Origin of the sequence: Komagataeibacter xylinus (genome assembly GCF_031081985.1) — a bacterium.
GTDB classification, from domain to species: Bacteria; Pseudomonadota; Alphaproteobacteria; order Acetobacterales; family Acetobacteraceae; genus Komagataeibacter; species Komagataeibacter xylinus_E.
Genome location: NZ_JARWSK010000003.1, coordinates 330,082 through 344,989, shown reverse-complemented (window position 1 = coordinate 344,989; position 14,908 = coordinate 330,082). Strand labels below are relative to the sequence as shown.

The 14,908-nt window shown below is 62.8% G+C and carries 11 protein-coding genes; 6 read left to right on the top strand and 5 right to left on the bottom strand.

Annotated elements, in window-relative coordinates:
• Window positions 1–9 precede the first annotated feature (9 nt).
• The 4 genes from gcvP (at window position 10) to QEG70_RS07725 (ending at window position 5,906) form a co-directional block, all read left to right on the top strand.
• Complete coding sequence (gcvP, locus tag QEG70_RS07740; RefSeq protein WP_308720130.1) at window positions 10–2,904, top strand: aminomethyl-transferring glycine dehydrogenase; 2,895 nt, start codon at window positions 10–12, stop codon at window positions 2,902–2,904.
• Window positions 2,905–3,163: 259 nt separating this feature from the next.
• Window positions 3,164–4,168 (top strand): ABC transporter substrate-binding protein, encoded by a 1,005-nt coding sequence (locus QEG70_RS07735; RefSeq protein ID WP_308720129.1) that lies wholly within the window; start codon window positions 3,164–3,166, stop codon window positions 4,166–4,168.
• Window positions 4,169–4,212: 44 nt separating this feature from the next.
• Window positions 4,213–5,187 carry a FecCD family ABC transporter permease gene (locus QEG70_RS07730; RefSeq protein ID WP_308720233.1) on the top strand — a complete coding sequence of 325 codons (975 nt, stop codon included), beginning with the start codon at window positions 4,213–4,215 and terminating at the stop codon, window positions 5,185–5,187.
• Window positions 5,184–5,906 (top strand): ABC transporter ATP-binding protein, encoded by a 723-nt coding sequence (locus tag QEG70_RS07725; protein WP_374762568.1) that lies wholly within the window; start codon window positions 5,184–5,186, stop codon window positions 5,904–5,906. The genes QEG70_RS07730 and QEG70_RS07725 overlap by 4 nt, the downstream gene beginning before the upstream one ends.
• A gap of 82 nt (window positions 5,907–5,988) precedes the next feature.
• Here QEG70_RS07725 and QEG70_RS07720 read toward each other — a convergent pair whose 3' ends face one another.
• Window positions 5,989–7,293: an MFS transporter gene (locus QEG70_RS07720; protein ID WP_308720127.1), complete on the bottom strand. Its 1,305-nt coding sequence runs from the start codon at window positions 7,291–7,293 to the stop codon at window positions 5,989–5,991.
• A 319-nt stretch (window positions 7,294–7,612) separates the two neighbouring features.
• On the opposite strand from QEG70_RS07720, the gene QEG70_RS07715 reads away from it, so the two are divergent.
• Window positions 7,613–8,800 (top strand): zinc-dependent alcohol dehydrogenase, encoded by a 1,188-nt coding sequence (locus tag QEG70_RS07715; RefSeq protein ID WP_308720126.1) that lies wholly within the window; start codon window positions 7,613–7,615, stop codon window positions 8,798–8,800.
• Window positions 8,801–8,917: 117 nt separating this feature from the next.
• Window positions 8,918–9,886: a carbon-nitrogen hydrolase family protein gene (locus QEG70_RS07710; RefSeq protein WP_308720125.1), complete on the top strand. Its 969-nt coding sequence runs from the start codon at window positions 8,918–8,920 to the stop codon at window positions 9,884–9,886.
• A 50-nt stretch (window positions 9,887–9,936) separates the two neighbouring features.
• Here QEG70_RS07710 and QEG70_RS07705 read toward each other — a convergent pair whose 3' ends face one another.
• From QEG70_RS07705 to dapF, 4 genes are all read right to left on the bottom strand, one after another.
• Complete coding sequence (locus QEG70_RS07705; RefSeq protein WP_374762573.1) at window positions 9,937–11,337, bottom strand: carbohydrate porin; 1,401 nt, start codon at window positions 11,335–11,337, stop codon at window positions 9,937–9,939.
• A 483-nt stretch (window positions 11,338–11,820) separates the two neighbouring features.
• On the bottom strand, window positions 11,821–12,819 hold the full coding sequence (ftsY, locus tag QEG70_RS07700; RefSeq protein WP_308720123.1) for a signal recognition particle-docking protein FtsY: 999 nt from the start codon (window positions 12,817–12,819) through the stop codon (window positions 11,821–11,823).
• Window position 12,820: 1 nt separating this feature from the next.
• Window positions 12,821–14,068: a tRNA (N(6)-L-threonylcarbamoyladenosine(37)-C(2))-methylthiotransferase MtaB gene (gene mtaB, locus QEG70_RS07695; protein ID WP_308720122.1), complete on the bottom strand. Its 1,248-nt coding sequence runs from the start codon at window positions 14,066–14,068 to the stop codon at window positions 12,821–12,823.
• On the bottom strand, window positions 14,065–14,889 hold the full coding sequence (dapF, locus tag QEG70_RS07690; RefSeq protein ID WP_308720121.1) for a diaminopimelate epimerase: 825 nt from the start codon (window positions 14,887–14,889) through the stop codon (window positions 14,065–14,067). The genes mtaB and dapF overlap by 4 nt, the downstream gene beginning before the upstream one ends.
• Window positions 14,890–14,908 lie beyond the last annotated feature (19 nt).

Sequence of the window (14,908 nt, the reverse complement as noted above, 5' to 3'; positions counted from 1 at the left end):
TGACGGAGTATGCTGGCCGTGACGTCTTCTTCCTGCGGTTCTTCTTCCCTGTGGCAAGATACGGGCGCTGACGCCGGGGCGTTCTGCGCCCGGCATGTTGGCCCCGATGCACATGACGTGGCGGCCATGCTGCGCGTGGTGGGGGCGGATACGCTTGACACCCTGATGGCCCAGACCGTGCCCGGTTCCATCCGCCTCGGGGGCGCCATGGGCCTTGGCGCGGGCGTGCCCGAGCATGTGGCGCTGGCCCGGCTGCGCGGCATAGCGGCTGAGAACCGGGTGCTGACCTCGCTGATCGGCCAGGGCTATTACGACACCATCCTGCCTGGCGTCATCCAGCGCAACGTGCTGGAGAACCCGGCCTGGTACACCGCCTATACGCCCTACCAGCCCGAGATCAGCCAGGGGCGGCTTGAAGCGCTGCTCAATTTCCAGACGCTGGTGATCGAACTGACCGGGCTGGACGTGGCCAACGCCTCGCTGCTCGATGAAGGCACCGCCGCCGCCGAGGCCATGGCCATGGCCCGCCGCGTGGCCAAAAGCAAGGCCAGCGCCTTCTTTGTCGATGCCGCCTGCCATCCGCAGACCATCGCCGTCATCCGCACCCGCGCCGAGCCGCTGGGCTGGCAGGTCGTGGTGGGCGACCCTGCCACCGACCTTGATGCGCAGGCGGTGTTTGGCGCGGTGTTCCAGTATCCCGGCTCGACGGGTGAACTGCGCGACCCGCGCGCGTGGATTGAAAAGCTGCATGCCGCCGGTGCCATCGCCGCCCTGTGCGCCGACCCGCTGGCGCTGATGCTGCTGCAAAGCCCCGGCGCATTGGGGGCCGACATTGCGGTGGGCTCCATGCAGCGCTACGGCATGCCCATGGGGGCCGGTGGCCCGCATGCGGCCTATATGGCGGTGCGCGATGCCTTCCGCCGCAACATTCCCGGCCGTATCGTGGGCGTGTCGATCGATGCACGCGGCAAGCCTGCCTACCGTCTGGCGCTCCAGACGCGCGAGCAGCACATCCGCCGCGAGAAGGCGACCTCGAACATCTGCACGGCGCAGGCGCTGCCGGCCATCGTGTCCTCCATGTACGCGCTGTATCATGGGCCGGTGGGGCTGAAGGCCATTGCCTCGCGCATTCACAAACTCACCACCATCCTTGCCGCAGGGCTGCGCGCGCTTGGCGCCGAGGTGGTGACGCAGGCGTTCTTTGATACCATCACCGTCAACACCGGCGTGCAGACCGATGCGGTCATGGCGCGTGCGCTCGATGCGGGCATGAACCTGCGCCGGGTTGACGGGGTGCATGTGGGCATCAGCCTTGATGAGACCACCACGCCTGACACGGTGCGTGCACTTTGGGCGGCTGTCAGTGGCGATGCGACCCGCGCAGCGCAGGTTGAGGCCGGGCTTGCCGCCGCAGGCAGCACCATCCCCGAAAGCCTTGTGCGCACGGGCGAGCTTCTGGCCCAGCCGATCTTCTCGGCCTGCCAGTCGGAAACGGACATGCTGCGCTACATGCGCCGCCTCGCCGACCGTGACCTTGCGCTTGACCGCTCCATGATCCCGCTGGGCTCGTGCACCATGAAGCTCAACGCCACGGCGGAGATGCTGCCGATCACATGGCCCGAATTCTGCAATATTCACCCCTTCGCGCCAGCCGACCAGATGCGCGGCTATGCCCGCCTGTTTGCCGACCTTGAGCGCATGCTGTGCCAGATCAGCGGTTATGCGGCGGTCTCGCTCCAGCCCAACTCGGGCGCGCAGGGCGAGTTCGCGGGGCTGATGGCCATTCGCGGCTACCACCGCGCGCGTGGTGATGTGGGGCGCGATGTATGCCTCATCCCGGCCTCGGCGCATGGCACCAACCCGGCCTCCGCCCAGATGGCGGGCATGAAGGTGGTGGTGGTGGCGTGTGACAGCAACGGCAATGTCGATATTGAAGACCTGAAGGCCAGGATTGCGAAGCACGCCGATGCGCTGGCCGCGATCATGATCACCTATCCCTCGACCCATGGCGTGTTCGAGGAGAACGTGCGCGAGATCTGCGACCTTGTGCACGCGGCAGGCGGGCAGGTTTACGTTGATGGCGCGAACCTCAACGCGCAGGTGGGCCTTGCCCAGCCGGGCGTGTATGGCGGCGATGTCAGCCATTTCAACCTGCACAAGACCTTCTGCATTCCCCATGGCGGCGGTGGCCCCGGCATGGGACCGATCGGGGTGGGGGCGCATCTGGCCCCCTACCTGCCGGGCGCGCCGCAGGATGGCGGGGCCAATGCCATTTCGGCAGCCCCCTTCGGCTCGGCGGATGTGCTGCCCATTTCGTGGATGTACATGGTCATGATGGGCGATGCGGGGCTGAAACGTGCCACCGAGGTCGCGATCCTGAACTCCAATTACATCGCAACCCGCCTCGCGGCCCATTACCCGGTGCTGTATCAGGGGGCCAATGGCCGTGTTGCGCATGAATGCATCATCGACCTGCGCCCGCTCAAGGATGAGACGGGGGTGACGGTTGATGACATTGCCAAGCGGCTGGTTGACCATGGCTTCCATGCGCCTACGGTCAGCTTTCCGGTTGCGGGCACGTTCATGATCGAGCCGACCGAATCTGAAAGCCGGGCCGAACTGGACCGGTTCTGTGATGCGATGATTGCCATCCGCAAGGAAATCAGCGCGGTTGCGGCAGGCGAACTCACCATTGAGCAAAGCCCCCTGCGCCACGCGCCGCACACCGTGCGCGACCTGACCGACCCCGACTGGGCGCGCGCCTATGACCGTGCGAGCGCCTGCCTGCCCGGTGCTGTGCATCCGGCAAGCAAATACTGGTCGCCCGTCAACCGGCTGGACAATGCCTATGGTGATCGCAACCTGATCTGCTCCTGCCCCGATATGAGCACTTACGAGGCCTGACAGGCAGATTTAAAAAACGATAAAAGTTTTTGGGTGCCACCTTTTTTCAAAAAGGCGGCATTTTTTTTAAAGCTTTTTGAAAAAAGCTTCACCAAAAACTTCCTTATGTTTTCAGGGTTGGCTTTTCAGGCAATCCCTGTGCGGCTGATTGCGCCGGGCCGGTTAGTCTATATATCTGCAAGGATATAATAACCGCTCAGGGGACAGGATTGTGAACTGGGGCAGATGCACTGTAGCCACGGGGGCGCTGGCATGCGCCATGGCAGCGGGCCTCGCGGCCCATCCCGCCACGGCGCGCGAAATTACGGACATGGCGGGCCACGCGCAGGCCGTGCCTGATCATCCCGCCCGCATTGCCGACCTGTGGTTCGCCCATAACGAACTGCTGCTGATGCTTGGCGGCGTGCAGCAGATTGTCATGACGGTGGACAGCCCGCAGGCACGGCCGTGGATGTACCGGGTGTTTCCGGCACTCGCGCAGGCGCAGGTGGTCAACGGGCCGCAGGTCAATGCCGAATCCCTGCTGCATGACCAGGTGGATCTTGTATTCGTGCCGCAGGCCTCGGCGGCCATTACGGCGTTTGGCGCGGTGGGTATTCCGGTGCTCGTCTCGTCGTTTCAGGATGTCGATGGCCTGCTGCGCGTGGTGGACATGACGGCGGCGGCCCTCGGCACAGAGCACGCGCACGCTACTGCAGCCCATTACCGCACCATGATGAAGCAGACGGTCAATGACGTGCGCGAGCGTCTTGCCAACGTGCCCGCGGCCGCACGCCCGCGCGTGCTGCACATCCAGTCGCTCCACCCGCTGCGGGTGGATGGGGCGGCCAGCATCGTGGATGAATGGATTACGCTGGCGGGAGGCCGCAATGCGGCAACCGGGGTGAGTGGCAACATGAAGCCGGTCACGCCCGAGCAGGTGGCGGCGTGGAACCCTGATGTCATCATCCTTGGCCCCGAATGCGGCACCATCGACCCTGCCGCCGATGGCGGGCTGTGGCAGCGGTTGGATGCCGTGCGCAACGGGCGGATCCATGCCAACCCATCTGGCGTGTTCCCGTGGGATCGCTATGGCAGCGAACTGCCGCTCCAGATCAGTTGGGCGGCAAAAACGCTGCACCCCGACCTGTTTACGGATATCGACCCCGTGGTGCTGACGCAGGATTTCTACCGCACCTATTTCCACTACAACCTGACCGCGGATGACGCACAGCGCATCCTTGCCGGCCAGCCGCCGCAGCCCGTGCCGGGCAGCGCCCCTTGAGGTTGCGCGGACTGACCATTGCAGCCCTGGCGACTATCGTGCTGATGGCGTTTGCGGTTTTCTCGGCCTGTATCGGGCGCTTTGCGGTGCAGCCCGCGCAGGTGCTGCACGCGTTGGCGGCCAGCATCGGGCTGGTGGCGCGGGCCGATACGCCACAGGCGCATATGGTGCACAGCGTCGTGTTTGGCGCGCGCCTGCCGCGCATTGGCGGCGCGCTTTGCGTGGGGGCGGCGCTTTCGGTGGCGGGGGCGGCGTATCAGGCGGTGTTTCGCAACCCGCTGGTCTCGCCGGGCCTGCTGGGCGTGCTGGCCGGTGCGGGCACCGGGGCGGCGCTGGGCATTGTGTGGGGGCTTGGGCCTGCGGGTGTGGGCGGACTGTCCTTTCTTGGCGGGTTGCTGGCGGTGGCCTGTGGCGTGGGGGTGGCGCATCTGTTTGATGCCGCGTCGATGCTGATGCTGGTCTTTGGCGGGCTGATCAGTTCGGCACTGTTCACGGCGCTGCTGTCGCTGCTCAAATACATCGCTGACCCGCAGAACCAGCTGCCTGACATCGTGTTCTGGCTGCTGGGCAGCCTCACGCAGGTTACGCCGCGCGCGCTGGGGGTGATGGTGGGGCCGGTTGTGGTAGGCATCGTGCTGCTCAGCGCGTGCGGGCGCATGCTCGATGGCCTGGCCATGGGCGATGAGGAGGCCCGCACGCTGGGCATTCCGGTCGTGGCGCTGCGCTACGGCGTGATTGGCGCGGCCACGGTGCTGGCAGCACTCACGGTCTCGGTTGCGGGCATGATTGGCTGGGTGGGGCTGGTGGTGCCGCATGTGGCAAGGCTGCTGGTGGGGCCGTGCAACATGCGCGTACTGCCCACGAGTGCCTGCCTTGGCGGCATGTTCCTGCTGGTGTGCGATGATCTGGCGCGCACGCTTTCAGTCGAGGAAATTCCCGTGGGCCTGATTGCCGACCTGCTCGGTGTTGCGCTGTTCGTGGCCGTGCTGCCCTTGCTGCGGCGGGGGTGGCGGGCATGAGTGTCGTGCTGTGCATGGATCATGTCAGTTTCAGCCATGCCGGGCGCATTGTGCTGCATGACCTGTCGTTTGGCATCAGGGCAGGGGAGATGACCGCGCTGCTCGGCCATAACGGCGCGGGCAAGACCACGCTGTTGCGCCTGCTGCTGGGGCTGACACGACCGGGGGCTGGGCAGGTGCTGCTGGAAGGCCGGCCCATGCAGGCGTGGTCGCGGCGCGAGGTGGCGCGGCGTATTGCCTATGTGCCGCAGGGGCATGTGCCGCTGTTTCCCTACAGCGTGCGTGACATCGTGGGCATGGGCCGCCTGGCGGAAACGCCCTTTGCGCCGGGCCTGCATCGCCATGACCGCGATGAGGTGACGCACGCGCTGCATGCGCTGGGCATAACCCATCTGGCGGACCGGCCCTATACCGAGCTTTCGGGTGGCGAGCGGCAGGCGGCCCTGCTGGCCCGCGCCCTGGCGCAGGGGGCGCGCACGCTCATTCTCGATGAGCCGGAAACCGGGCTGGATTACGGGCAGAAGCAGCGGCTTTATGCCCTGTTGCGCACACTTGCCACGCAGGGCCACGCCATTGTGGCCACCACGCATGATCCGCTTGCCGCTGCCCGCGTGTTTGACCGCGCCATTGCGCTGCGACAGGGGCGGATCATGGCCGATGGGCCTGCGGCCGATGTGCTTGCCCCGCCCATGCTGGAACAGCTTTACGCGCCGCGCTAGAGAATGGAAGTTTTTGGTGAAGCGTTTTTCAAAAAGGCGGCACCCAAAAACTTTTTGTGCGAGTACAGGGCCGACATGATGGTCATGCCCTGCTGCGCCATGCCAGAAGGCACAGCGCCTGCATGCAGACCGCGCCCAGTGGCAGCCACACAAATCCTGCCATAATCCATGCGGACAGTTCCGGTGGCTGCGCAATTCCACCCTCGATGTAATGGCCCTGTGACAGGAACTGCGCCAGAACGAAGCCGGTCAGCCCCATTGCCAGTTTCGTGACCCATGTGTTGATCGAATATGCCAGGCCAGCCGCCCCGGTCGAGCTGCGTGGATCACCATCATCCACGGCCTGCGCGAGCAAGGTGTAATACAGCGGAGACATCACGCCCTGAGCCAGTGCCAGAAGGGCCACGGACAGGAAAAAACCCGTCATGGACGCACCTGCTGCAGCCATCATCAGATAGGCGGCTGCCTGCGCGATCAGGCATATGATCCCGCTACGGACAGTCCCCATACGTCTTGCAAGCGGAAGGCACGCGGGCACGCCCGCAAATAGCAGAATGGTGACGCCGGTAATGATATTCGCACCCAGTTGCTCCGTACCACCCAGAATGACGCGGGCGTAATACAGAACAAAGCCGAACAGGGCCGCCTGCCCCACGAAGTAAAAGAATGCGAGCAGGTTGCTCAGCACCCAGTGCCGGTTTGCGCAAAGATGGCGCAGCGTGACCATAGGGTTCTGGCGGATGGGTGCCGGTGCATGCCGCACGGTGCAGCCACGCGCCACGCACAGCCACAACAGGCTGCCCAGAACGGACAGCGCCAGCACATAAACCGCCATGCCATACCGGTGCTGCGCCGCACTCTCGCCCCCACCGAGCCATGTGATGGCGGGAATGGTCAGCAGCGCCACAAGCAGTGATCCGGCCTGGCACCCCATCATGCGGAAGGCATTAAGGCCAACCCGCCCTGTGGCGGAGCGGCTCATCATGACCGCCAGCGCACCATAGGGCGTGTTGATGCACGAATAGATGGCGCCAAACACGATATAGGTCGCGCCAGCCCACACCACTTTCCCCGTGGGCGAAAGCGGCAGGGCCACAAAGCACAGGAAGCCCGTCAGGCCAAAGGGAATGGCAAGCAAGCGGATCAGGCGCGGTACGATCAGCCCGCCGATACGGTCAACAACATAACCGATGGCCGGATCGCAGAAGGCATCCACAACACGGGCCACCAGCAATATCCACGATACGGCAACCAGCGGCAGCCCGTATATGTCCGTATAATAATACATCAGGTAGGATGACGTCATGCCCCACATCATGTTGGAGGCAGCATCACCGCAGCCATAGGCCATCTTTTCTTTTACCGAAAGCGCCTGCCTGTTCTCCATTATCCTGCTTTTCCGGCAATTTCAGGTCCAGCCGCACGCTATCATGTGGCTGTAAAACGGCAAGCCGTGCTGGGCGCCATCAATTCAATAGTAAACCGGGTCATGAATGGTTCCGCCTGCCAGGCCGCGTGCTCCTTGGGAAACATAAGGAAGTTTTGGGGGAAGCTTTTTTCAAAAAGCGTCGATGAACGCTGCCTTTTTGAAAAAAGGCAGCACTCCAAAACTTCTGTCTTTCATGGCACTTTTCCAGCGCTGGCCAGAGAACCATACACCCCCCCATGCGTCTGCCTGATATCCCCCTCAAGCAGGACGTTTTCCCATGAAAGCACTGACCTGGCAGAAAAAAGGCAAGATCACCTGCGAAAGTGTGCCTGATCCTGTCATTATGGATGGACATGACGCCATCATCAGGGTCACCGCCTGCGCCATCTGTGGCTCCGACCTGCATCTGATGGATGGCATGATGCCAACCATGCAGTGCGGCGACATCCTTGGCCACGAAACCATGGGCGAAGTCGTTGAGGTGGGGCGTGACAACACCCGCCTTACGGTAGGCGACCGGGTGGTGGTGCCCTTTACCATCTCGTGCGGGGCGTGCCGGCAATGCAGATGGGGCAACTGGAGTTGCTGCGAGCGCACCAACCCCAATGGCCGCCAGCAGGCCGAGACCTTCGGCTACCCGCTGGCGGGGCTGTTTGGCTACTCGCACATAACGGGTGGTTTTCCCGGCGGGCAGGCGGAATACCTGCGGGTGCCGCATGCCGATGTCGGGCCGATCATCGTGCCGGAAGGGCTGAGCGATGATCAGGTTCTTTTCCTGTCCGATATCTTTCCCACCGGCTATCAGGCTGCCGAACACTGCGACATCACGCCCGAGGCCGAAAAGACCATCGCCATATGGGGCTGCGGCCCGGTGGGGCAGATGGCGATCCGCTCATGCTTCCTGCTTGGGGCCAAACGGGTCATCGCCATCGATCAGGTACCCGAGCGGCTGGCCATGGCGCGGGCGGCGGGAGCCGAGACGATCGATTTTGGCACTGAAAATATTCAGGAAACCCTCGTTGAAATGACTCACGGGCTGGGGCCGGATGCGGTGATCGAGGCCGTGGGCATGGAAGCGCATGGCGCGGATACCATGATGCAGAAGGTGGGCTCGGCCCTGCTGTCAGCCACCACGCTCGAGCGGCCCTTTGCGCTCAACCAGGCCATTCTGGGCTGCAGGCCCGGCGGCATCGTGTCGATGCCCGGTGTTTACGCAGGTGCCCTCGGGCCGGTCATGATCGGGCTGCTGATGAACAAGGGCCTGACCCTGCGCACGGGGCAGACCAATGCCCAGAAATACCTCCAGCCCCTGCTTGAGCGGATTGAGAACGGCGACATCGACCCCTCCTTCGTCATCAGCCACCGTTCCGCCGATCTTGAGGAGGGGCCTGCTTTGTATGAGAAATTCCGGGACAAGAAGGATGACTGCATCAAGGTTGTGTTTTACCCGCATGGCGGTGGCTGACAGGCCATAAAAACAGGAAAACGAGCCGGGGCATCCAAACAATCGGTTTGCCAGACAGGCGCGGACAGTCCACTTTCGCTATCGAAACAATCCGGCGTAACCGCGAAAGATCAGGACATGAATCAGCGTCGCATAGCCGTCATACAGGCGGGAACCAGCCTGTTCGACACCCCCCGCACCCTTGACCGCATGGAGGCGCATTGCCATGCCGCCGCAGCACAGGGTGTTGAACTTGCCGTTTTCCCCGAAGCCTATATCGGCGGCTATCCCAAGGGGCTGACATTCGGCGCCGTTCTGGGCAGCCGCTTTCCCGAAGGGCGCGATGACTACCTGCGCTACTGGAAATCGGCAATCAATGTGCCGGGGCCGGAAACGATGCGGATCGGTTCATTCGCAGCGAAGATGAAGGCGCATATCGTGGTCGGTGTCATTGAACGCGATGGCGCCACGCTTTACTGCACGGCGCTTTTCTTCGGGCCTGATGGCACGTTGCTGGGCCGGCACCGCAAACTCATGCCCACCGGCACCGAGCGGCTGGTATGGGGGCAGGGCGATGGGTCCACCATTCCGGTATTCGAGACAGGGATCGGCCGTATCGGCGCCGCCATCTGCTGGGAAAATTACATGCCCGACCTGCGCCAGAGCATGTATGCGCGCGGGATCAACCTGTGGTGCGCACCAACGGTGGATGAGCGCGACATCTGGCAGGCCTCGATGCGCCATATCGCCTATGAGGGCCGGACTTTCGTGCTTAGCGCCTGCCAGTACATGACCCGCGCCGATGCGCCCGAGGCCTATGACTGCCATCAGGGCAACAACCCCGAGACCGTGCTCATCCGTGGCGGCAGCATTATCGTCAATCCGCTGGGCGAGATCATTGCAGGCCCGGTTTACGATCGGGAAGCCATCATCACCGCCGATATCGATCTTGATGATGTCATCCGGGGCAAATACGATCTCGACGTGGCGGGACATTATGCACGCCCCGATATTTTTACGCTGCACGTCAATGATGCAGCCCAGCGCCCCGTATCCTTTGCCACGCCGGTTCCGCCCGCGCCCGTAGACGGGGAGGATGCCCAATAGGGAACGCCCGGCAGCCTGCTTGCGAGCGCGCGCGCTTTGCGCCCGTGCCGCTACAGGTTTGCCGTCAACTGTATGCCCAGCACCGCAGCGTCATGAAAGGTGGTCGTGGCGCCCGGGTGCTGGAGGTACTGGAAGTCAAACTGCATGGTGGTGGAATTGCGCAGCACGTGGGTGCTGTAAAAGGCTTCGTACACGTTTTCCCAGTGCTGCACGCCCCATACCGGCCCCCACTGGTTGCTCAGGTAGGGCAGGCCGAGCGCGCGCGATGATTCCTGTTGCAGCGACAGCGTGCTGCTCATGTCCATGTGCTGGAACATGGCCCCGATCTGGTCCTGCCTGCGGTGCCACGGCGAGCCTGATTCAACAAGGCCAATCCATTCATGGTCACGCATGGCCACGAGGTTGCCCTGCGAATAGCCAGCACCACCCACCGCCACCAGTCCCTCCGCAACGCCGGGGCCATTACGCACCAGCATCTGGTCAAACATGAACCACGCCGTGCTCATGCCCGCTTCATACCGGCGCGGCTGGCCCGTAAGCTGGAATGAGTTGCCATGAACATCAGAATAGAGGTTGGGGTAACGCGAGTTATCGTACCACGCGCCAAGCTTGTAGTTGCCGCGCAGCGAATGCTTGCCAAACCACGGCATCCAGCCCAGTTCGACCTGCGATGTGACCTTGCTCATGCCGCTCTGGGCCAGCGCCCAGCCTGAAATGCCGCCGTTATAGGAATGGGGTGACACCATGAAGATGCCCCCCATGAGATAGACCTTCTTGGCCGGGAACACGCGCAGCACCCCGCCCAGATTGCCCGAGGGCCAGTCACGCCCGCCCGGCACGTATTTGCCCGGCGCGAAATTGCTGCACACCGACACGTTCATGAAAGAACAGGCCACGTAATCATAGGCGAAGAAGCTGCCGGTCGGAATGTCACCGCCGGAAACGACGATCCGTTTATGCAGGAACGTCTTTTCGGCATACAGCGCCACCAGATGCGCCACGACATTACCGCGCCCGCCATAGATCTGCTCGGGGTTGGTGACCGAATCACCAAGGTTGTAGCCAAAGTTGCGCCCATGGCCGTTGATGACGAGCATATGGGTCCATAACCCGCTTACATGCGCAAGCCGCTGCCAGTCGATATCAAGTTCACCGGCCACCTGGCCTGCCAGCACGTCCGAGCGCGTGCGCCCGCCGCGCACATTGCCCATGAATTCCTCATTGACCGCAAAGTTGAGGTACAGGCCATGTTTGTTCAGCCACCGGCGCGCGCCAAACCACTGGCCAAGCAGATGCGGCGCGCCATGCAGGGTGGGCACCTGCGGGTCAACCACGGCGTTGCCCCATCCTTCAAGCGGAAAGGCATGGGCGGAATAGGGCTCAAGTTCGACGGGCAGGGATTTGGAGGTTTCACTCTGGGCAAATGCGTCATCAATGCAGATCACGATTATGAAAATCAAAGCAATTGATGTCAGTATTTGCTTCACGAGGAATCCGTTCCAGAATTTCCCGTTAATTGCATTATTTTCGCAATTGACTTCAAACTATAAAATCTAATTAATTTGTAATATTTTGCACATATTTAATAAAATAAGTATGAATTGATGTAAAATTTCCGCTATTTAAAATAAAATTATTAACAAATGTTCATAAAAATACATTTCTGCCTGTCAAATGCGTCTGAAGTCGCAATCAGGAAAAACCGGTGCTGCAAAATAGCTCATAAGCGTATCAGGTATTGATAAAAGTATTTTGCAGAAAATGGATGGATCTAAAAAATACATATGTATTTTTTATTTTAAAAACACAAAAATATTTCGATTATGCTTTAATCATAAAAAAGTTTTGGTGAAGCTTTTCCAAAAAGCTTCAGAAGAACGCCGCCTTTAAAAAAGGCGGCGCCCGGAAACTGTTGATTTTTATCCCCCGCAGGATTACTGCGCCGGAGGCTGCCCGGCTTCGGGCGTCTCATTCGTTTCAGTGGCGGGGGGCTCGTCACGGTCAACCACCTTGATGGAATCCCCCACCAGCCCCTTGGCAAAGGCCTCGGCGGAGAAGGGGCGCAAATCTTCGGCCTGCTCGCCCACGCCCACCAAATGCACCGGCAGGCCGAACGCATCGGCCAGCGCCACCACAATGCCGCCGCGTGCCGAGCCATCAAGCTTGGTCACCACAAGCCCGGTCACGTTGACCAGTTCCTTGAACACCCGCACCTGCTCCACCGCGTTCTGCCCGGTGGTGGCATCGAGCACCAGCAGCACGGAATGCGGCGCGGTTTCATCAAACTTGCGCATGACGCGGATGATCTTGGTCAGTTCCTCCATCAGCGCGCTCTTGTTGTGCAGGCGGCCCGCGGTATCGACCAGAAGCAGGTCGGCACCTTCCGCCGTGGCGCGCTTGAGGGCCTCGAATGCAAGCCCCGCCGCATCGGCATTGGGCTTGCCCGCAATGACCGGCACGCCGGTGCGCTCGCCCCACACCTGCAACTGCTCGACGGCGGCGGCGCGGAAGGTATCGCCCGCCACCATCATCACCTTCTTGCCCTGCTCGCCATAATAGCGGGCCATCTTGCCAATGGTGGTGGTCTTGCCCGTGCCGTTCACGCCCACCACCAGCACCACATGCGGCTTGTGCCTGGGGTCTGGCTCGAACGGAATGGCGACGGGCTGGAGGATGTTGGCAATTTCTTCGGCCAATGCCTGGCGCACTTCCTCGTCCGTCACTTCCTTGCCGAATTTGGAGCGGCGGAAGGAGTCAATCACCTTGCCCGCAACGCTGGGGCCAAGATCGGCGGAGATCAGCAGGTCTTCCAGATCTTCCAGCGCCTGGTCATCAAGCTTGCGCCGGGTAAAGACGGCGGTCAGCCCGCCGCTGAGTTTCTGCGTGGAGCGCGACAGCCCCGCCTTGAGACGTGAGAAGAAGCCAAGAGCCATATCAGAGAATTTCCGCCACCAGTCCGTTATCGTCAACCGCCACCGGGCGCACCGTCTCGATCCGCCCTGCACCCGACACGGCACCTTCCACCAGCCGCACCGGCGCGAATTCTTCCGAATGGCCCGCCGTGTCGGTTTCCATCAGCACGCGCAGGGTGCGCCCGCGCAGGCGTTCATGAAAGTCGCGTGCCGCCTGTGCCCCTGCCGCACGCAGCCGCGCCGCGCGCGCCTTGCGCTCGGGCACGGCAATGGCGGGCATGCGCGCTGCTGGCGTGCCGGGTCGCTCACTATAGGGAAAGACATGCAGGTAGGGCAGGGCATTGTTCCGCACGAATTCGAGTGTCTGTTCAAACAGCGCGTCATCCTCGGTCGGGAAGCCTGCAATGACGTCCGCCCCGATGCCGATATCGGGCCTGAGTGCCCGCGCGCGCGCCAGAACGGCTGCTGCATCGGCCGTAAGGTGGCGGCGCTTCATGCGCTTGAGGATGATGTCGCTGCCCGCCTGCAAAGACAGGTGCAGGTAGGGCATGAAGCGCGGCTCGGCCTTGAGCAGCTTCCAGATATCCTCGTCAATCTCCACCGGATCAACCGAGGACAGGCGCAGCCGCTCGAGTTCGGGCACAAGGGCGAGCAGCCTGCGGCACAACTGCCCCAAAAGCGGCTTTCCCGGCAGGTCGTGACCCCATGAGGTAATGTCCACGCCGGTCAGCACCACCTCGCGGTAGCCCGACTGCACCAGCGCGCGCACCTGCTCCACCACCGCGCCCACCGGCACAGAGCGCGAGGGGCCGCGGCCAAAGGGAATGATGCAGAAGGTGCAGCGATGGTCGCAGCCCTGCTGCACCTCGACAAACGCGCGGGTGCGCCCGGCAAATTCGGTTACCAGATGCGGTGCTGTCTCCCGTGCGGCCATGATGTCGGACACGGCATGGCCTTCGCCCAGCGCCATCTCGCTCCAGCTTGCGGCTTCCAGCTTCTCGCGGTTGCCCAGCACGCGGGTCACGCCGGGCAGGGCAGCCCAGCGTGCGGGGTCGATCTGGGCGGCGCAACCGGTGACCACGATGCGGGCATCGGGCCGCTCGCGGTGCGCGCGGCGCACGGCCTGCCGCGCCTGGCGCTCGGCCTCGCCCGTGACCGCGCAGGTGTTCACGATCACCACATTGTCCAGTCCGGCGGCGTGGTTGCGCATCACCTCGCTCTCATAGGTGTTGAGGCGGCAGCCGAAGGTCAGGATTTCGGGCTTGGTCATCGGGGGTAGTCTTCAGGGTTGAACTGGCCGGTAAAGCTGGTCACGGCGGGGCCGGTCATGAGCACGTGGCCGTCCGCCTCGCGCCACGTAATGTTCAGCTCGCCGCCATCCATCGCCACGGTGCAGGTGCGCGCGACCAGCCCGCGTCGTATGGCGTTGACCACGGCGGCGCACGCGCCCGAGCCACAGGCCCGCGTCAGCCCGCTGCCACGCTCCCACACGCGCAGGCGCATGGCGTCCGGTGCGGTGACATGGGCAAAGCCGATATTGGCGCGCTGGGGAAAGAGCGGATGGTGCTCGAGTTCCGGCCCCGCCACGTACGGGTCCATCGCATCAGGCGTGGGCAGGAAGAAGGTGGCATGCGGGTTGCCCATCGACACTGCCGCCGGATCGCCCGCAATGGGCAGGTGCAGCGTGTCCATCGCTTCGGCCAGCGGCACATCTTCCCAGCCCTGCGCAGGCACGCCCATATCGACCGTGACCATGCCGGGGCGGATGATGGTGGCAGGCAGTACGCCCGCGCGGGTCTGCAGGCCGATGCTGGTGCGCCCGCTTTCACGCGCCACAAGGTCGGCAACACAGCGCGAGGCATTGCCGCAGGCGCCGGATTCCGAGCCATCGGCGTTGAAAAAGCGCACGAACACGTCCGCACCCTCGGCGCAGGCCGGGCGCAGGATGACGAACTGGTCGCAGCCAATGCCGGTATGCCGGTCGGAAAGGGCGGCAATGCGGGCAGGCGTGAGGTCATGGCGCTGCGCGCGCTCATCGACCACCACAAAATCATTGCCCAGCCCGTGCATTTTCAAAAAACCGGTCATCATCCGTCCTGTATAGCGGTTC

Excerpts from the sequence above, each read along its gene's own strand:
- ftsY (WP_308720123.1), bottom strand. The coding sequence starts at position 12,819 with ATGGCTCTTGGCTTCTTCTCACGTCTCAAGGCGGGGCTGTCGCGCTCC.
- mtaB (WP_308720122.1), bottom strand. The coding sequence starts at position 14,068 with ATGACCAAGCCCGAAATCCTGACCTTCGGCTGCCGCCTCAACACCTAT.
- QEG70_RS07730 (WP_308720233.1), top strand. The coding sequence starts at position 4,213 with ATGGCGTTTGCGGTTTTCTCGGCCTGTATCGGGCGCTTTGCGGTGCAG.
- QEG70_RS07720 (WP_308720127.1), bottom strand. The coding sequence starts at position 7,293 with ATGGAGAACAGGCAGGCGCTTTCGGTAAAAGAAAAGATGGCCTATGGC.
- QEG70_RS07710 (WP_308720125.1), top strand. The coding sequence starts at position 8,918 with ATGAATCAGCGTCGCATAGCCGTCATACAGGCGGGAACCAGCCTGTTC.
- QEG70_RS07715 (WP_308720126.1), top strand. The coding sequence starts at position 7,613 with ATGAAAGCACTGACCTGGCAGAAAAAAGGCAAGATCACCTGCGAAAGT.
- gcvP (WP_308720130.1), top strand. The coding sequence starts at position 10 with ATGCTGGCCGTGACGTCTTCTTCCTGCGGTTCTTCTTCCCTGTGGCAA.
- QEG70_RS07735 (WP_308720129.1), top strand. The coding sequence starts at position 3,164 with ATGGCAGCGGGCCTCGCGGCCCATCCCGCCACGGCGCGCGAAATTACG.
- QEG70_RS07725 (WP_374762568.1), top strand. The coding sequence starts at position 5,184 with ATGAGTGTCGTGCTGTGCATGGATCATGTCAGTTTCAGCCATGCCGGG.
- dapF (WP_308720121.1), bottom strand. The coding sequence starts at position 14,889 with ATGATGACCGGTTTTTTGAAAATGCACGGGCTGGGCAATGATTTTGTG.